The 18,357-nt window shown below is 61.5% G+C and carries 17 protein-coding genes; 11 read left to right on the top strand and 6 right to left on the bottom strand.

The window, feature by feature from the left end:
• Positions 1-27: 27 nt before the first annotated feature.
• Entirely contained in the window at positions 28-843 is an 816-nt protein-coding gene (locus tag IQ16_RS28730) for a sulfotransferase family protein (RefSeq protein WP_018642966.1), read from the top strand.
• A 297-nt stretch (positions 844-1,140) separates the two neighbouring features.
• Here the strand turns inward: IQ16_RS28730 and IQ16_RS28725 are convergent, their stop codons facing one another.
• From IQ16_RS28725 to IQ16_RS28705, 5 genes are all read right to left on the bottom strand, one after another.
• Positions 1,141-2,013, bottom strand: coding sequence for an ABC transporter ATP-binding protein (locus tag IQ16_RS28725; protein WP_026311987.1), 873 nt, complete (start codon positions 2,011-2,013; stop codon positions 1,141-1,143).
• A complete protein-coding gene (locus tag IQ16_RS28720) occupies positions 2,010-2,912 on the bottom strand; it encodes an ABC transporter permease (RefSeq protein WP_018642962.1) in 903 nt (300 codons plus the stop codon). Before IQ16_RS28720 ends, IQ16_RS28725 begins: the two co-directional genes overlap by 4 nt.
• Positions 2,909-4,330, bottom strand: coding sequence for an ABC transporter substrate-binding protein (locus IQ16_RS28715; RefSeq protein ID WP_026311986.1), 1,422 nt, complete (start codon positions 4,328-4,330; stop codon positions 2,909-2,911). Before IQ16_RS28715 ends, IQ16_RS28720 begins: the two co-directional genes overlap by 4 nt.
• A 181-nt stretch (positions 4,331-4,511) precedes the next feature.
• On the bottom strand, positions 4,512-5,285 hold the full coding sequence (locus IQ16_RS28710; RefSeq protein ID WP_018642958.1) for a Crp/Fnr family transcriptional regulator: 774 nt from the start codon (positions 5,283-5,285) through the stop codon (positions 4,512-4,514).
• Positions 5,286-5,477: 192 nt separating this feature from the next.
• Complete coding sequence (locus IQ16_RS28705) at positions 5,478-5,777, bottom strand: gamma-butyrobetaine hydroxylase-like domain-containing protein (protein ID WP_026311985.1); 300 nt, start codon at positions 5,775-5,777, stop codon at positions 5,478-5,480.
• A 200-nt stretch (positions 5,778-5,977) separates the two neighbouring features.
• On the opposite strand from IQ16_RS28705, the gene IQ16_RS28700 reads away from it, so the two are divergent.
• The 9 genes from IQ16_RS28700 to IQ16_RS28660 all read left to right on the top strand — a co-directional run bounded on the left by IQ16_RS28700 (position 5,978) and on the right by IQ16_RS28660 (position 14,767).
• Positions 5,978-6,751: a ferredoxin--NADP reductase gene (locus IQ16_RS28700; protein ID WP_018642954.1), complete on the top strand. Its 774-nt coding sequence runs from the start codon at positions 5,978-5,980 to the stop codon at positions 6,749-6,751.
• Positions 6,752-6,853: 102 nt separating this feature from the next.
• Positions 6,854-8,596: a fumarate reductase/succinate dehydrogenase flavoprotein subunit gene (locus IQ16_RS28695; RefSeq protein ID WP_026311984.1), complete on the top strand. Its 1,743-nt coding sequence runs from the start codon at positions 6,854-6,856 to the stop codon at positions 8,594-8,596.
• 31 nt (positions 8,597-8,627) lie between these two features.
• Complete coding sequence (locus IQ16_RS28690) at positions 8,628-8,861, top strand: 4Fe-4S dicluster domain-containing protein (protein ID WP_007593252.1); 234 nt, start codon at positions 8,628-8,630, stop codon at positions 8,859-8,861.
• 2 nt (positions 8,862-8,863) lie between these two features.
• Positions 8,864-9,841: a HEAT repeat domain-containing protein gene (locus IQ16_RS28685; RefSeq protein ID WP_026311983.1), complete on the top strand. Its 978-nt coding sequence runs from the start codon at positions 8,864-8,866 to the stop codon at positions 9,839-9,841.
• A 300-nt stretch (positions 9,842-10,141) separates the two neighbouring features.
• Positions 10,142-11,101, top strand: coding sequence for a fatty acid desaturase (locus IQ16_RS28680; protein WP_018642949.1), 960 nt, complete (start codon positions 10,142-10,144; stop codon positions 11,099-11,101).
• A 325-nt stretch (positions 11,102-11,426) separates the two neighbouring features.
• The gene (locus IQ16_RS28675; protein ID WP_244635876.1) at positions 11,427-12,335 is read left to right on the top strand and encodes an NrtA/SsuA/CpmA family ABC transporter substrate-binding protein; all 909 of its coding nucleotides are present in this window, start codon (positions 11,427-11,429) and stop codon (positions 12,333-12,335) included.
• The gene (locus IQ16_RS28670; protein WP_080648053.1) at positions 12,332-13,111 is read left to right on the top strand and encodes an ABC transporter permease; all 780 of its coding nucleotides are present in this window, start codon (positions 12,332-12,334) and stop codon (positions 13,109-13,111) included. The genes IQ16_RS28675 and IQ16_RS28670 overlap by 4 nt, the downstream gene beginning before the upstream one ends.
• Positions 13,099-13,974, top strand: coding sequence for an ABC transporter ATP-binding protein (locus tag IQ16_RS28665; protein ID WP_020607871.1), 876 nt, complete (start codon positions 13,099-13,101; stop codon positions 13,972-13,974). Before IQ16_RS28670 ends, IQ16_RS28665 begins: the two co-directional genes overlap by 13 nt.
• Before the next feature lie 67 nt (positions 13,975-14,041).
• Positions 14,042-14,767, top strand: coding sequence for a Crp/Fnr family transcriptional regulator (locus IQ16_RS28660; RefSeq protein ID WP_018642942.1), 726 nt, complete (start codon positions 14,042-14,044; stop codon positions 14,765-14,767).
• Here the strand turns inward: IQ16_RS28660 and atzF are convergent.
• Positions 14,764-16,146 (bottom strand): allophanate hydrolase, encoded by a 1,383-nt coding sequence (gene atzF, locus IQ16_RS28655; RefSeq protein ID WP_035666440.1) that lies wholly within the window; start codon positions 16,144-16,146, stop codon positions 14,764-14,766. The genes IQ16_RS28660 and atzF overlap by 4 nt on opposite strands.
• Before the next feature lie 1,021 nt (positions 16,147-17,167).
• Between atzF and IQ16_RS45245 the strand changes: the two genes are divergently transcribed.
• Positions 17,168-18,357 (top strand): immunoglobulin-like domain-containing protein (locus tag IQ16_RS45245; protein ID WP_035666438.1); only part of this gene is annotated, 1,190 nt, incomplete at its 3' end.

Here is an 18,357-nt window from a genome sequence, read left to right as displayed (position 1 = left end):
CGAATCTCCGGTCAGGTTTGCAGGATCATGCAAGGCGATATCCATTTCATCTCCGGACTTCCGCGCGCGGGCTCGACGCTGCTGTCGGCCATATTGCGGCAGAACCCGCGCTTTCGTGCCGGGATGACCGGCCCGGTCGGCTCGCTGGTCGACGGCATGCTGCGCAGCATGAGCATGAGCAACGAGACCGCGATCTTCATCACCGACGAGCAGCGCCGGGACCTCATCAAGTCGATCTTCTCGACCTACTACGCCGATCTGCCGAAAGGGCATGTGGTGTTCGACACCAACCGCAATTGGTGCGCGCGGCTGCCACTGATCACCGATCTGTTTCCGCGCGCCAAGGTGATCTGCTGCGTGCGCCAAATTCCCTGGATCCTGGATTCGGTCGAGCGGCTTATTCGCAAGAACAAGTATCAGCCGTCGGGCATCTTCAATTTCGAACCGGGCAGCACGGTGTATTCGCGCGTGGAAGGTTTGGCGGCCCCGAACGGCATGGTTGGCTTTGCCTGGAATGCGCTGCGCGAAGCGTTTTGCGGCGAGCAGACCGCCTGCCTGCTGGCGCTGACCTACGAGACGTTGACCAGCCAGCCGGAGCGGGCGATCGCGGCGGTCTACGAGTTCATCGGCGAGAAGCCGTTCGCGCATGATTTCCAGAACATCGAGTTCGACGCCGAGGAGTTCGACCGCAGGATCGGCACGCCGGGTCTGCACAAGGTTGGCAAGCGCGTGGAATCCCCGGGTCGCAAAACCGTGCTGCCGGGCGATCTCTGGCGCAAATACGAGAACGATGCCTTCTGGGGCGATCCCGCGCGCAACCCGAACCAGGTGAAGGTGATCTAGGAGCGAATACCTGGGATCAGGTTTCGCGGGGCGAAAGGCCGCCGATGCGCCATGCCGACTTTCAAGCCTTTTCGCGTGACGACGATACCTGCCATTGCGCTTTGCCCCCCGTGGGATCCCGACGTTTTTCTGATTCAGTACTTCCAAGACGAGAGAACACGAATCCTGCTCGCAACGCGATAGGCCAGAGCGTTGCGAAAACGTCTGCCGGCTCATAGCGCGGCAGTGCAAGGACGACGTGCATCTGCAATGCGATTCTATCTCCTCGCAAGAGCGACACGTTAAGAGTGTTCTCGCCTAAAGTACCTCGACCAGCGAATGCCCGTGCAGCTCGATGTTCAATCCCTGCATGCCCAAATCGTTGATCTCGCCGCCCATCGCTTTGAGGCTCTCCTCGCGGATCAGTGACATCAGTCCGCGGCGCAGCGCCAGGAACTCCGACGACATCATCATGGATTGCTGCCGCGGCCGCTCCAGCGGGATCGGAATCTCCGCCTTGATCGAGCCGGGCCGCGCGGTCATGCAGTAGACGCGGTCGGAGAGGAAGATCGCCTCGTCGATGTCGTGGGTGACGAACAAGACCGAGATCTTCAGCCGCTGCCACATATTGGTAAGGATCTGCTGCATGATGACGCGCGTCTGCGCGTCGAGCGCGCCGAAAGGCTCGTCCAGCAGCAGCACCTTCGGCCCTGTGGCGAGCGCGCGGACGATGCCGACGCGCTGCTTCATGCCGCCGGAGAGTTTTTCCGGATAGTGCTTCTCGAAGGCCTCCAGCCCGGCAAGTCCGAGCAGCGTGCGCGCGGCACGCTCGCGCTGGGAGCGCGGCATGCCGCGCATCTTCAGGCCGAACTCGACATTCTCCCGCACTGTCTTCCAGGGAAACAGCGAATATTGCTGGAACACCATGCCGCGCTCGGCGCTCGGGCCGTTGACGAACTCACCGTCGACAGTCACCACGCCCGTGGTCGGCTTGAGGAAGCCGGCGACCGCATTGAGCAGCGTCGACTTCCCGCAGCCGGATGGGCCGACGATTGAGACGAACTCACCGGGTTTGACGTGGATCTGCGTGTCGGTCACGGCCTGCACCGGTCCCTCGATCGTCTCGTAGGCGAGGGAAAAGTTCTTGACCTCGATGTGGCCCTTCGACGTGCTCGCAAGCATCTCGCTCATGTCGACCTCCACGGCATCACCAATTGTCCGGCGCCGCGGATCAACAGGCTCGATCCGAGGCCAAGCACGCCGATCGCGATCATGCCGAGCGCGATGTCGGCATATTGGACCAGCGAATAGGCTTCCCAGGTGAAATAGCCGATGCCGTACTGGCCCGAGATCATCTCGGCGGCGATCAGCGACACCCAGGCGACGCCCATGCCGACGGTGAGGCCGGTGAAGATGTGCGGCAGGGACGCCGGGAAATACACCTCGCGGAAGATCGAGCGCTCGCGCGCGCCGAGGCATTGCGCCGCGCGCACCAGCACCGGATCGACCAGCGACATGCCGTGCAGCGTGTTGACCAGGATCGGGAAGAACGAGCCGAGGAAGGTGATGAAGACGATGCTCTGCTCGTTTGTCGGCCACAGCATGATCGCCATCGGCACCCAGGCGATCGCCGGGATCGGCCGCAGCACTTCGGCGACCGGGAAGATGATCTCATGCACCAGCTTGAAGCGGCCCATGATCAGGCCGAGCGGCACACCGACGATGGCCGCAAGCGAGAAGCCGATGAAGATGCGCCGGCAGCTGAGCAGGATATGCATCAGGAATTTGGGGTCGTGCATCGCCTTGGTGAAGCTAGCATAGACCGTGAGCGGCGAGGGCACGTTGGTGAAGCGCACGAAGAACACGACGCGGTAGGTCGTGAGCAGGTGCCAGACCAGCAGGAAGGCGATCAGGGAGGCAATGCCGATCGCGGTTGCACGCAGCCGACCCTGGTTGAGCCGATACCAGCGCAGCGCGAGCGTGCCGAAGGAGGGGGGCGTTGCGGGCGGCGTGACGGCGGGCACAGGGCCCGCCTCTGCAATTGCCGGCATGTTGTCCTCGGGATGTCTGAGGAGGGCGGGACTGCTCACGTCTTGCCTCCGCCGACTGCCGCCTTCACGGCGTCATCGAAGCCGAGCACCTTGCCGCCGATTTTGGCGGCATAGGCTTCGGCGTCCTTCTTCAGAAGGAACGGTGCGACATCACCGTTACCGACCGCGAAGAAAGCCTGGTCGGCGAACAGCTTGATGCCGCGGGTGGTGTCGAAGACATAGGCGACGTTGATCTTCTTGCCCTTGGCCTTGAAGTCGGCGTAGGCACCGAGCGTACAGCTGGCTGACGAGAACGGCAGGATGCCGGCTTCATCCACCCAGACCTCGCCGGCCTTGCGCGGATCCGTGATCGGCTTCTTGCAGAACGAGTCCTCGCCCGAGATCTCGTAGTTCCTGGTGCTCGCGAGCTGCGCGTCGTAGTCGAGCTTCATCTCGGCATAGGCCTTGCGGACGTAGCTGTCGTCGACCCATTTCTTCGGGTCGAACTCCTTCATGCGGCCGAGATTCTGCAGCACTTTGACGTCGGTCGCGGCCGCATCGATGAGCGCCGGCTTGATCGTGGGATCGGTGGTCATGTTGCCGCTGGGGCCGAGGAAGATGTAGACGACTTCCTTGCTGATGCCGGTCCATTCCTGGATTTTTTCTGCGGCCAGCTTCGGATCGTCGCGCAGCCACTGGTTGGCGGCGATCACCGCCTTGAAATAGGCAACGACGACCTCCGGATATTTATCGGCGAAATCGGTGCGGACTACAATACCGTGAAAGGTCGGCAGGTTGGTCTCGACGCCGTCAAAGATCTTGCGCGCGAAGCCGCGGAACGGCAGCAGCTCGGCGAAGGGGACGAAGTCGGCATGCGCGTCGATTTTCTTCTCCTGCAGGTTGGTCGAGCCGACCTCCGGGCTCTGGCTGACAAGCTGGAAGAAGTCGGACGCGTAGCCGCGGTCCTGCATCGCCTTCAGCACCATGCCGTGCGCGGCGGAGCCGAAGGGCACGCTGACGAGCTTGCCCTTGAGATCGGCGAGGTCATAGTAGGGCGAGTCCTTGTGGACGACGAGGCCGTTTCCGGAGCCGGAGAGGCTGTAGGCGGCAATGCCAATCAGACGGCTCTTGCTCTCCGGATTGCTCTCGAAGGTGAAGCCGTTCACGATCAGCGGATAGTCACCCATCATGCCGATCTGCAGCTTGTTCGCCATCATCGCATTGGTGACGGGCGGCCCGGACGTGAAATTCTGCCACTCCAGCTCGAACTTGATGTTGGCGTATTTGCCGTCCTTGGGCAGATATTTCTCGAGCAGATGCAACTGGCGGATGACGACACCCGCGGTCACCGTGTTGGTCGTGGTGTCCTGCGTACCAATGCCGAGCGTGACGGTCTCTGCCGAAGCCGGCTGCGTGACGAGTAGCGCCAGCGACGTCACCGACATCGCGATCGAGAGCGTGGGAAGATGGCGGACCATTCTCATCCTCATTCGGTTGGATGTGCTGTGGTTGCCATGATTGGGTGAGGGCACCGGCAGGGCAAATCCGGAGTGGCCGCCGCAGTCGATTAGTTGCCGGGAAAAGCTGATTGCATACTCCTTGAGCAGTCCTGCACGATAAAGCCGCTTGCCTGTGCACCGGCCGTGGTCGCGAGGCTCTTTAATCCGAGCCCTGGCCGCGCATCTCCTCCAGCACGTCGGTCCGGCACACCACGATCTGAGACCGCTTCGTCAGGACGATTCCCTTCTCCTGCATGCGCTTCAGGCTGATCGTGACCCATTGCCTGGTGGCGCCGACCATGTGGGCGATGTCGGCATGAGTGAAGGCAGCCGCAATCACACGCCCGTCGGCGTCCTCGACGCCGTAGAGCTCGACCAGATGCAAAAGCAGATGCGCGAGGCGCTGCGTGATCGAGCGCGTTCCCAGCATCTGCGCCAGTGCCGAGTAGCATTTGCCCTTGAACGTGAGGCCTTCGATGAGGCCGATCGCGAGGTTCGGGATCTCTGCCGCAAGGGACCGCAGTTCCTTTCCGGGCAGATGCACGACGCTGCAATTGCTGGATGCAACGCCGGACCATTGATGCACGGTGCCTTCGAACACTTCGGGCCCGCCGACGAAATTGCCGACATGCCAGTAGGCGAGTGTGATCTCGCGGCCCAGGGGCGATGTGTAGAAGACGCGGATGCGGCCGCTCTCGATCAGCCAGATGCCGTCATGCTTGCCGCCCTGGCTGAATAGCGTCTGGCCGCGGTTGAGCACTTTGCGCCGGCCCTGCTTCAGCACCAGCTCCCGCTCGCGCGGTGACAGCTTGTCCATCAGCGGCGGTGGCCCGCCGATCCATTGCTGGTTCTCGGTCAGCAGCAGCGAGGAACTGCCGGCAGACCGGACTGCCGGGGGCACAGCCCCGCGAACCGCATTGGCCGCCTGCAACATTGGTCTGCCTCCGGAACGTTCAAATCGTTCTAAAGAGGAGCAATGTCCGTGCCAGATGGGAAAGCGCAAACTTCCTGCGTCATTCCGGGATGCGCGCACAGCGCGCAGGCCCGGAATCCATAGCCACGAGCGGGGGTTATGGATTCCGGGCTCGCCCTTCGGGCGCCCCGGAATGACGAGTGTAGATGCGGGTCAGCGCCCCGCCAGGCTCAGCAAATACATCTTCGGGTAAATCCCCCTGTTATGCCCGTCCGAGAACGAGATATTCAGCCCATAGCCGAGATCGCCGATCTCGGTGATCGCGATGCCCGGAAATGCTTCCGGAAAGCGGCCGTCGAAGCGGGCGCGGGTGCAGTGGGCACACTTGCAAGAGAGGCGGAGCTTTTCGGCGGCGACGCTCAGCGCATCGTCCTGCGTGGTGCGGACGAGGAGCGATGCGAGATCGGGGCTGGCTTCGTAGTCGGCCACCGTCGGTGCCACAAATGCGGTCATGGTCGTGACGAACCTCCGGCTTCTATCTACGCCGGTGCGGTTTCGCGCGAATAGCAACTAATTGCCGGCACGGACGCGATCGCGTGCCTCTTCTTCGATCATCACCCGCGAAATGTGAAACTAATCGACCGGGAATTTCACTTCCGAATTGCCGGACTCTCTTCTCTCCGAGACCTTGGCGTCATCGAGAAGGAGAGACCATGAGCGCATTTCAGAAGGAAACGGTTCTGTCGGTTCGCCACTGGACCGAGTCCCTGTTCAGCTTCACCGCGACGCGCGATCCCGGCTTCCGTTTCCAGAACGGCCAGTTCGCTATGATCGGGCTCGAAGTCGAAGGCAAGCCGTTGATGCGGGCCTACAGCATGGCGAGCGCCAATCACGAGGAGGCGCTTGAGTTCTTCTCGATCAAGGTGCAGGATGGCCCGCTCACCTCGCGCCTGCAGAAGATCAGGGAAGGCGACATCATCCTGGTCGGCCGCAAGGCCACGGGAACGCTGATCACCGGCAATCTCATTCCGGGAAAGCGCCTATTGCTGCTCTCGACTGGAACGGGCCTTGCGCCCTTCGCCAGCTTGATCAAGGACCCCGACGTCTATGAGAATTACGAGACCATCGTGCTCGCCCATGGCTGCCGCCAGGTCTCGGAACTCGCCTATGGCGAGCACCTTGTCGAGGGCCTGCGCAATCACGAGTTCTTCGGCCCCCTGATCCGCGACAAGCTCGTCTACTACCCGACCGTCACCCGCGAGCCGTTCCGCAACCGCGGCCGCATCACCGACCTGATCGCCTCCAATCAGCTGTTCGACGACATCGGACAGGGCGGCCTCGATATCGAGACCGACCGCATCATGCTCTGTGGCAGCCCGGGAATGCTGGAGGAGCTGCACGCGATGTTCGCCGCGCGCGGTTTTGTCGAGGGCAATCACAGCCAGCCCGGCCATTTCGTCATCGAAAAGGCCTTCGTCCAGCGCTGAGGCCCAAATCGTATCGCGGCGACAACTAATTGCTATCGCGGGCGCGCCCTCTGAACAAATCTGATGCAAAGGCGCCGGGGATCGGCGAACCAGGAGCAAGTGATGGCACTAGATCAGATCGTCGACGAACTTTCAGAGGTTTCCTGCGATGTGCTGGTGATCGGCGGCGGCACGGCCGGCCCTATGGCGGCACTTAAGGCGAAGCTGAAGAACCCGAAGGCTAATGTCGTCCTGCTCGAAAAGGCCAACGTCAAGCGCTCCGGCGCGATCTCGATGGGCATGGACGGGCTGAACAACGCCGTCATCCCCGGCTATGCGACGCCGGAGCAGTACACCAAGGAAATCACCATCGCCAACGATGGGATCGTCGATCAGAAGGCGGTCTATAAATACGCGCAGAACTGCTACAAAATCATCGAGGAGCTCGACAGCTTCGGTATCCGCTTTCTGAAGAACGAGAACGGCGACTACGCCGTCAAGAAGGTACACCACATCGGCACCTATGTGCTGCCGATGCCGAACGGCGAGACCGTGAAGAAGGCGCTCTACCGCCAGCTTCGCCGCGCCCGCATTCTGATTTCCAACCGCTACATGGCGACTCGATTGCTCAAATCGTCGGACGGCCGCATCGCCGGCGCCATCAGCGTCAACACCCGCACCGCCGAGATGCTGGTGATCAAGGCCAAGGCCGTGATCCTCTGCATGGGCGCCGCCGGCCGCCTGGGCCTGCCGACCTCCGGCTACATGTTCGGCACCTATGAGAACGCGGCCAATTCAGGCGACGGCTATGCCATGGCCTATCACGCCGGCGCGGCGCTCGCGAACCTCGAATGCTTCCAGATCAACCCGCTGATCAAGGACTATAACGGTCCGGCCTGCGCCTATGTCGCCGGCCCCTTCGGCGCGTACACGGCGAACAACGAGGGCTCGCGCTTCATCGAATGCGACTACTGGTCCGGCCAGATGATGCTGGAGTTCTACAACGAGCTGCTGTCCGGCAAGGGCCCGGTGTTCCTCCAGCTCAAGCATCTCCACCCCGACACCATCTCGGAGATCGAGTCGACGCTGCACAAGGTGGAGCGTCCGACGCGCGGCCTGTTCCAGCAGGGGCGCGGCGTCGACTACCGCAGCGAGTCCATCGAGATGCACATCTCCGAGATCGGCTTCTGCTCCGGCCACAGCGCTTCCGGCGTGTTCGTCGACGACAACGCGCGCACCACCGTGCCCGGCCTCTACGCGGCCGGCGACATGGCGAGCGTGCCGCACAATTACATGCTCGGCGCCTTCACCAACGGCTCGGTCGCCGGCATCGACGCGATGGAGTTCGCCGACAGCCATGACTTTGCGGAGTTCGACGCCGCCGACGTCGCCCTTGAACGCGACCGCGTGATGGCGCCGACCAAGCGCGAGGACGGCATTCCGCCGAACCAGATCGAGTACAAGACCCGCCGCCTCGTCAACGACTACCTCCAGCCGCCGAAGGTCACGCGCAAGTACGAGCTCGGCATGCGCCGCCTTGCCGAGGCGAGGGAAGACATGCAGGAGCGCATGATCGCGCGCAACGCGCACGAGCTGCTCCGCGCGCTCGAAGTGCAGTCGATCATGGACTGCGCCGACATGGCCGCGCATGCCTCGCTCTATCGCGAGGAGAGCCGCTGGGGCCTCTATCACTGGCGCACGGATTTTCCGGAGAAGGACAACGAGAACTGGTTCTGCCACACGCTGCTCAGCAAGCGCGACGGCAAGATGACCAGCGAAAAGCGCGCCGTCGAGCCGTACGTCGTGCCGATCGCCGACGACGAGAAGGACCTCTACGACAAGCAGCGCATCCGCGCGACCGCCTGATCCACCAGAACACAGCAACAGGAGACATCAAATGCCTCTCGCGTCCTATCAGACATCGGTTCCGGTGGTCGTCGACGACGCCAAATGCATCGCGGACAAGGGTTGCACCGTCTGCGTCGACGTCTGCCCGCTCGACGTGCTGCGCATCAGCGACATGACCAACAAGGCCTACATGGCCTATGACGAGTGCTGGTATTGCATGCCCTGCGAGGCCGATTGCCCGACCGGCGCGGTCACCGTCAACATTCCCTATTTGTTGAGGTGATCATGTCGAGCCCGTTCGAATCCTACGACGACTTAGAGGACGCCGACGAGCGGCTTCAGGCCGCCGATCCCGCCGAGCGCCGCGTCGCCATCATCGCGCTCGGCCATTCCGGCGACCCCGCGGCGGTGGCGCATCTCGCCAACATGGTCGCCGACCCCGACGCCGGCGTGCGCCAGCAGGTCGCGATGGCGCTCGGCGAGTTCGATGGGCCGGAGGCGGCGAGCGCGCTGGTGAAGCTGCTGGTCGATCCCGAAAGGATCGTCGCGGCGGCCGCGGCCGACAGCATGGCCGAGTTCAAGGATCCGGCCTGTGCCGAGATCATCCTGCCGCTGGTGAAGCACGCCCACGCCTTCGTCCGCATGGGTGCGCTGCGCGCGCTGAAAGAATTGCGCTGCAAGGACACGCTGAAGCCCGCTCTGGAAGCGCTCCAGGATTCCGATGCCGCCGTGCGGGTGCAGGCGATCGGCGTGATCGGCTTCCTTAAGCTGGAGGAATCCATTCCGGCGCTGACCGCACTGATCAACGATCCCGATGCCCATGTCCGTCGTGCCGCCGTGAGCGCGCTTGCGTTCTCGCAGATGAAGCCGGCGGCCGAGACCATCACGCGCGCGTTGAGGGATTCCGACTGGATGGTCCGCGAGATGGCGGCGGAGACGCTCGGCCTCAACATCAACGGTTCGCTCGCCGCCGATCAACTGGTCATCTGCCTCGCGGACGAGTTCTGGCAGGTGCGGCTGAAGGCGATCCGCAGCCTCGGCAAGATGAAGATCGAGCGTGCGGTGCGCCCGATCGGCAATTGCGTCAACCACGACCATGCCAATTTGCGAAAGGAGGCGGCCGCCGCGCTCGGCGAGATCGCCGATCCCGAGGGTGAGGCTTACCTCGCCGTGGTCGCCAACGATCCCGATCCCGACGTGCGCAAGAACGCGCGCTGGGCGCTCCAGCAGATCGCGGCGAAAAGGGCGCGAGCAGAATCGTAGGTCAAGATCTGAGTTCGACATTACCTATACCGCGCACGTCGATATGCCGCACGCAGAGCCCGCGGAATAGGAGTTAGACCTGACTGCCCCTAACGGCGCATCGGCCCGGCGACGATTCGTCGCGAGGTCGATGTGGTGAAGCGAGGGCCGCAAATCTCGGGATGCCCGGCGGCCAACGCCAGCGAAATTAATTGCTTCTGCGTTACGGCGTCGCTCCCTAGGATCGGTCTGTGCTTGACGAAATTCCAGCGTCGGTTCGAGCACGGTCAAGTGTGATCCCGGAAAGAGGCGACTACGATCATGAGCAATGCCATCACTGCCACCGGAGAGAAGCCGCTGACTCCGGCCATGCTGCGCGAGTTGTCGGTGCGGTCCGATTGGCAAGGTCTGGTCCGCGCGGCCAGCCACTACGGCGTCATCGTCGTTGTCGGCGCGCTGATCTGGCTGGTCTCTTCGCGATACGGAATCGTATGGGCGTTGCCGCTGGTCGTCGTCCAAGGTTACTTTGTCGCATTCCTGTTCATGGTGGTACACGAGACCGCCCACAAGACGGCGTTCCGCAACCGCGCGCTTAATCTCGCCTTCGGTCATCTCTCCTCGTTCGCGGTCGGCTTGCCTTACGAATATTACTGCCTGTTCCACTGGGATCATCATCGCTATACGCAGGATCCAAAGAGGGATCCGGAACTGCTGTCGGTTCCGATCCCAACCTCGAACACGCAACTGCTGATCGTCTACAGCGGCTTGCGGCAGGTTGCCTTCCGGGTGGGACTGATGCTTCGCCATGCGTTGACCGGCAATGCCACGTCGCCTTGGATTCCGGAAAGCAAACGCCACATCGTCGTGATGGAAGCGCGCCTGCATCTGGCAGGCTACGTCGCGCTGTTGCTGGCATCGGTCGCGTTGCACACCATGATCCTGTTGTGGGTCTGGGTCGTCCCCGTGATCGTCGGTCAATTGTTTCTGCGTCCATATCTCCTTGCCGAACACACCGGTTGTGATCGCACGCGCAGCGCCTTCCAGAATACCCGCACCACCTATACCGCCATGTTCGTGCGCTGGTTTGCATGGAACATGCCCTATCATGTCGAACACCATGCCTATCCTTCGATTCCGTTCCATGCGCTGCCGAAACTGAACCGGATCGTCGCCGATCAGATCGTCTACCGGGGCCCGGGCTACATCGCAGTGACGCGGCAAACGTGGGCCTGGTTTCGCCGCGCGCGCAACGGCATCGAAAGCCCGATCGGTTCTGATTGAATCGGGATCAGGGCTTGGCGAAAGCCAGCAGAGTGCCGTTGCCGCAGGCTATGTTGCGCCCAAGGTGTGAGCAGCTTGATGAATTTATTGCCCCGGTCACGGTCGGAAGCTGGTCTGCTTGCGCAAAAACTGGACAGGAGGGCCTTGTCGATTAATTGCTTCATGGCCTTCCATCTTCAGACGATCCTATCGTCAAGGTCGATCACTCCGGTCGCCGGCATCACAGGGGTTTGGCATGCGATCAACAACCGCTCTTCGCTTCGCCGTGTTCGTGCTTTCTGCGTCCTTCCTGTTTGCACCGTCTGAGCGCGCGACGGCCGAGGAATTGCTGAAGGCGCGGCTCGCCCAGAATCTTGGGCCGATCTCGGGACTGGCGATTGTCGCCAATGCGAAGGGTATTTTCGCCAAGCAGGGGCTTGATATCTCGGTCTCCAATTTCACCAGCGGGAAGCAGTGCCTCGATACGGTGCTTGGGGGAGGGGCGGATATCGCGACAACCGCCGAGGCGCCGGTCACGGCGGCCGCGATGGCGCAACAACCGATCGCCTTCGTGGCAGGGATGGAATATTCGGATCTCAAGACCATGACCGCGGCTTCTGCCGGGATCAAGACGAAGGCTGATCTGCGTGGAAAGCGAATCGCCTTTACGGCCGGAACCGGCAGCGAAGTTTACACCTCGGTTCTGTTGAAAGCCGCGGGCCTGACGTCGAAGGACGTGACGCTCGTCAATCTGCGACCTCAGGAGATGCTCCCCGCCATGGCGGCCGGCAGCATCGACGCGTTCGATACCTGGGAGCCGCACGTCGCGAATGCGAAGAAGGCTCTGGGCGAAGGCGCGATCCCGCTTGAGACCAAAGGTCTCTACTCGGAGACATTCAATATTGTCGTGACGCAGTCCTACCTCGCGGCCAATCCTGCGATCGTCGGCAAGTTCCTGGCGTCCCTCATCGAAGCCGAGGGCTGGCTCAGGGCGAATCCGGGTGAAGCGATCGACGTCATCGCCGCAGCGACCGGGATGAAACGCGACGAATTGGCTTCGATCTGGCTGGACTATGTCTACCATGTGCGCCTCGACGACAGGATTCTCACGACTCTGAAAACCCATGCCGCCTGGCGGCTCGAGACCGGCAATCATCCCCCTGGCGCGAGCATGCCCGATTTCTCGAAAGTCCTGGTGACGGCGCCGCTGAAGGCGCTCGATCCGGCTCGCGTCACACTGGAGGCGCGCCCGTGAGCGGTGGGGGACGCAGGAGTACGAGCACGGCCGCACGGCTGAGCGTTCTGGTCGCCGTTCTCTCCGTGCCCGCCTTCACAGGCGTATGGGAACTGGTTGCGCGCTCCGGCATCGTGAACGCCGTGCTGTTTCCGCCGCCATCGACCGTCGCTGTCGCCGTTCTCGAATGGATCCGCAGCGGACAGTTCTTCGGCGACCTGGTGGCGAGCCTCTCGCGCGTGGCCGCGGGATTTGCCATCGGGGCTGCGGGCGGGATCGTGCTCGGCGTCCTGACTGGCCAGTTCCGGCTGGTGTCCAGCCTGCTTTCACCCCTGTTTCACATCCTTCGTCCAATTCCTCCCATCGCCTTCGTGCCGATCGTCATCCTCTGGTTTGGCCTCTCGGAGACAGGCAAGCTATTCCTGGTCGTCTGGGGCGTGTTCTTCACGGTATGGCTCGCGACCCACATCGGGGTGCAGAAAGTCGACCGCGGACTTATCCGCGCCGCCCAGATGCTCGGCACGCCGCAGCGCCACATGCTGTGGGAGATCGTCCTTCTTGGCGCGCTGCCCTACATCACAGTCGGTCTTCGGACCGCGGTGAGTATCTCCTTCTACACGCTGGTCGCCGCCGAGTTGGCAGGAGCGTTTTCCGGTATCGTCTACCGTATCGAAATTGCGCAACAGAACATGCAAACGGGTCAGGTCATGGGCGGGTTGGCGGCTCTCGGGCTGCTTTCCTTCGTCGCCGACCGTTCCTTCGCCACCCTTGCCGAACGTGCCGTGTGGTGGCGATGACCCCGAGCCTGCTTCGTCCCGACCAGCCGCTCAGGCTCGTGGATACGTACCCGCCTTCCGCCCCGGCGCTTCAGGCAATCATCCGGGTCGAGGATTTGAGCATCGTCTTCGATGGGCCGAGCGGACAGGTCATCGCGGTTGACCGCGTATCCCTGGCGGTAGCCCAGGGAGAATTCGTCTCGATCGTCGGTCCATCCGGCTGCGGCAAGTCCACGCTCCTGAATGCGATGGCCGGCCTCGAGCGGCCGTTCGAAGGCCAGGTGCTCATAGCCGGCGAAGCAATGCGCGCGCCACGGCCCGAGATCGGGATGGTTTTCCAGCAGCCACATCTGTTTCCGTGGAAATCGGTGCGCCGGAACATCGCGCACGGGCCCCGCGCCCTCGGCAAGCCGAAAGCGGAGGCGCTGCGGATCGCCGACGACCTCATCGAGATGATCGGACTGACCAGATTTGCGTCGGCATATCCGCACACGCTATCGGGAGGCATGCAGCAGCGGGTTGCGATTGCCCGTGCCCTCGCCAATCAGCCGCGCGTACTGTTGATGGACGAGCCGTTCGGAGCGCTGGATGCGCAGACCCGGGCGGTCATGCAGGACAATCTGCTCGAGCTCCGCGAGCGGATCAACGCAACAATCGTCTTCGTCACACACGACATCGATGAGGCGATCCTTCTCTCTGACCGTGTGCTGATCATGAGCGCGGGACCAGGCCGCATCCTGAGGGATCTTCAGGTGAGCCTGCCGCGACCGCGCTCCAGCGCCATCGTTGCGGAGGCTGCCTATCTCGCCCTCAAGCGGGATTGCCTTGATCTGATCCGCTCGGAAGGTCGCCGGGCCTTCGAGCAAATGGAAATCAGGACATAGGCGCCTGATGCCATGGTCTGGCATGGCTCTTGAATGGTTTTCCTTGCGGCGGCAAGGGAGCGAGCAAATGTCAGCGGCAAGTCTCAGGAATGCGACCAGCATCATGCTGGCCGGATCGGACGCTCAGGTCGGGTCGCTGCCCAGCTTGTTGGATCCGCTTTGTGAGGCTGACCGGCGTCGTATCCTTGCCATCGGCCGCAAGGAGGTCTTTCAGGCAGGCCAGCATGTCTGGCGGCAGGGCGACCTGCAGAACGGCATTTATCTGATCGAAGAGGGACGTATTCGCAGCTACTACGCGGCTCCTTCCGGTCGCGAGGTGACGCTGGCTTACTGGTTCGCCGGCAATTTCGTCGGGGGCCCGGATCTGTTCGGTACTGGTGCCCACGTATGGTCTTCAGTTGCGGTGGAGCGGAGCCAGGTGACGTTCTTGCCCGGCCCAGCTCTGCGCGCGCTGGCGCTTCAATCGGCAAGTATCGCGGTCGCGCTGCTGGATGCGCTCGCCTTCAAGGCAAGGTGTTACTCGGCCATGGCGCAAATGCTGGGGACCCGTTCGGTGACTGAGCGGTTGCATCGTCTGTTGATCTTTCTCTCGAAGGTCTACGGCTCGCAGCAGGGCCGCGAGATCGTGATCGGGATCCCGTTCACACATGGTGATCTCGCCAATCTGATCGGCTCAACCCGACAATGGGTGACGGTGCAGCTTTCCCGCATGCAGGCAAGGGGCGTCATCCGTTATCACCGGGGCCTGATTGTGATCCTCAATCTGCGCGCTCTCGATCTCGAGGTCGTCTAGGACGCGGCCTTCGGATATACTCTTAGATCGAACAGTGCAGCCTTCGTATCGGGCAGCCATCGCTCGGCAAGGTCGAGAAGAGCCTGATCACGCCACGCAGGCGCTAGCAAAGTGACGCCCATCGGCATGCCGTTGCCGAGCGTTGCGTTGGGAACTGCCACCGCGCACAAGTCCACGAGATTGGCAAAATAGGAGTAATAACCGAGGCGGCTGTTGAGCGTGATGGGATCTTCCATCATCTCCGAGATCGTGAAGGGGCGTGGCGCGGTCGGTACCACCAGGACATCGATCTCCTCGAAAGCCGATTGGATCTGGCGTCGCAGCTTCAAGAGCCGATGTTGCGCGGCGAACGCATCTGTTGCGGAAAACTGGGCAGCTGCGCTCAGCACGTTGCGGGTGACGTCAAGCAGGTCTCCATGATCGATGTCCAGGAGTTTGCCGATCGCCGCATGACGTTCGGCAATCCAAGGCCCTGAAAAGAGCATTTCACCGGCTTCGGCGAAAGGCGCGAAGTCAATTTGCCTGGCTTGGCCTCCCAGTCCCGAAAGCCTCGTGCAGGCCTGCCTGTACAGGTCATTGCATTCCGGCATGCCGAATGAATTCAGATGACCAACAGAGACCTGGCCGAACCGGAATTTGCGAGGAGACGGGGAGGACGAGGCAATCCGTTGGCGGCTATAAGGATCGCTGTCGTCGAATCCTTCGATCAACCCGAGCAGAATTCGACCCTCGGCAATGGAATTGCAGAAGATCGAGGGACAATCGAGCGTCGGACAGTTCGGCACAAGCCCCCGGGATGAGACGAGGCCGACGGTTGGCTTGATCCCAATGATCCCATTGAAGCCTGCGGGAATCCGGCCCGAGCCGCCGGTATCTGTGCCGAGAGCGAAGGCAACATGGCCGGATGCTACGGCAGCAGCCGAACCGGAACTCGAACCGCCGGAGACATACAGATCGTTGGCCGCGCTGGAACAGGCGCCATAAGGGGAGCGGGTGCCTGACAGTCCGGTTGCGAACTGATCCAGGTTGGTCTTGCCAAGACAGATCGCACCCGCGGCCGTCAATCTCTCGACGCATCTGGCTGATTGCGCAGCCACATATTCGAATGACGGGCAGGCTGCTGTCGTTGGCATGTCCTCGACGTCGATATTGTCCTTGACGCCGAATGGCACGCCAAGGAGCGGCAGGACTTCACCCCGCTCCGCTCGCTGTGCAAGGGCATCAACCTCGGCCAGCGCTTCTTCCATGGGCCGCACATAGATCCAGCAGTTGCGAAGCCGGTCCCGCTCGATGCGCTCATAGGCGGTTGTGATGATGGAGGCCAACTCGGCAGGCGAACGTTGAGGTCGGCTCTGCGCGGATAAGATAGCTTGCGGCACGGAATAAACTCCTGAGGGCATGACCGCACAAATATGAAGCCGCTGCCCGGCAGGGAAAGCAACTAAGTGCCTCTGCCGCACCGGCACGAGTCGACCTGCGAGCAGACCGTTATGCGCGGCAGGAAAAAAGATGAGGCCGTTGATCTGTCACTGTTTTTCGTGACGTTCGGCCACGTTCGTCCCTCTTTGTGAGACGCATTCGTGGCACTTCCGGTGAATGCCATCAGGTCAGAAAGGGCGACCGTAGTTTCCCGGAATACGGAACTATTTACGCCGCCAAGTAACCCTTTGACGCTGTGGCATTAATAGTTAAGACGCGCATTCTCCACCGGCTCTAGACGGATGCGCAAATTTTCGGCATGCTTAAATAAATCTTTACGTTTGGGTTAAGTTCTGTCGGGCCTACGCGTAACCACCAGGCAGAGACTTCACAAAGCCAATGACTTTAAGCGCAAGAGATTTTTTAACGCGTGCGGAATGCAGGGCCGCATCGGAAGTGGACAGGTTAGTGCGTTCGGAGTCTTTCACAGCAAGGCAGACTGGCACAGCGCAGAAGCTGCGACTTCTTGTCGGCCAAGACGTTCGCCTCATTGCCTCGAACGAGTGTTAATAGCACGGTGAATTGATTTTCGACTGCAATCACACCTGCTCTGTGTCCGCAGAGTTTGAGGAGTGTGTATTGGGTCGCGTTAGCTTCATTCGGAAGGCCGAGCTTGAATCGCGTCCTCCGGGATTCCCAAATTCTTGTTTCTTTAGCGGCGAGCCGGAAGGCCGCCGATCGCTTCCGATCGGCCGGCCAGTTTCGAGTCCGTCTTGGACAAATGTTGCGCCGGGGGCGGAAGCACTGCCGGCGATTGCACGGCATGCTTTATTTGAGGTGCGCTGCGACGGCGAGAGCTCATTGCCACCCCGTCAATCGAGGCCTGAAAAATTCGAAACCGTTACGGCATCTAGTTCATAAAATACCTGAATTCATACGCACGCGCGAATTTTTGTACCACGACATTTTGGAGCATCATCAATGGCAAGCGCCAGTGGCACCACCATCCTCACAGGCACTTCCGGCAGCGACAATTTAGTCGGTGGCTCCGGCGCTGACGTGCTGTCCGGCGGCGCGGGCAATGATCGTCTCAATGGTGGTTCCGGAGATGACATCCTTAATGGCGGCAGCGGCTTTGACACCGTTCTTGGTGGATCGGGGACCGATACCCTGATCTACAAGGGTTTTGAGAACCAGTACGTCTTGGGTGGGACCTACTCCATCACGAGTGCCGACTTTTCATTGAGCGGCGGGACTGTTTGGTCGGGAACAGATCAGACGGTCCTCGGTACGGTTTCCAGTCAGACCGTGGTCGTAGGCAATGCTTTCCAAGGCTATGACTCCTATGACGGGGGTAATGGCGCGGTGCAGCTCGGCAAAGCCGGGTCTACGCCGGATATTGACACTCTGCAGATCTGGCTGAGTCCGACCCAGTTGAACGACGCCGCCATCTCGGCAGAGATTGCGTATGTGAGGAACGTCTGGCTTCCGCAGCACATCAACGCGCAAACCGGACAGGCGGACAGCTCAACCTATACCTTCAAGACGCTCGATCTCAAGATTACAGGCATCGAACAGATCGTAGTGCTTAATGCCGAAGGCACGACAAGGGTCGACCTGAGTGCGTCCACCCAGCTCGAAGGGCCGACTTCGAACTATGTGTTCACAGCCACCTTGGACCATGCGTCCCAGGGGGTGACCACGATCACGACCGACAAGGGCGTGATCACGATTGCCGACGGGCAGACTACGGGCACGTTGACGATTGCTGCGGGGAACGGCGAGGACGTCTACAAGGATTCTTCATCGCTGACCGCGACAATCACCGGGACGTCGGGCGGCAGTTTAGAGAACCTGGTGGTCGGCACGGCGACAGCGACGGCGCATGTCAACGACACCATCACCGATACTACGGTCAATCTGAGCGCGTCGACACAGCTGGAGGGTGCTGCTGCCAACTACGTGTTCACTGCGACGTTGTCGAATGCCTCGCAGGGTGTGACCACGATCACGACCGACAAGGGCGTAATCACGATTGCGAACGGCCAGACCACGGGCACGCTGACGATTGCCGTAGGCAACGGCGAGGATGTCTACAAGGATGCCAGCAGCCTGACGGCAACGATCACGGGGACGTCAGGCGGCAACTTCGAGCATTTGGTGGTCGGCAC

The sequence above is a fragment of the Bradyrhizobium huanghuaihaiense genome (genome assembly GCF_007830635.1).
Lineage (GTDB): Bacteria > Pseudomonadota > Alphaproteobacteria > Rhizobiales > Xanthobacteraceae > Bradyrhizobium > Bradyrhizobium huanghuaihaiense.
The sequence above is the reverse complement of the archived record's forward strand: the minus strand, read 5'-3'. Positions and strand labels throughout refer to the sequence as shown.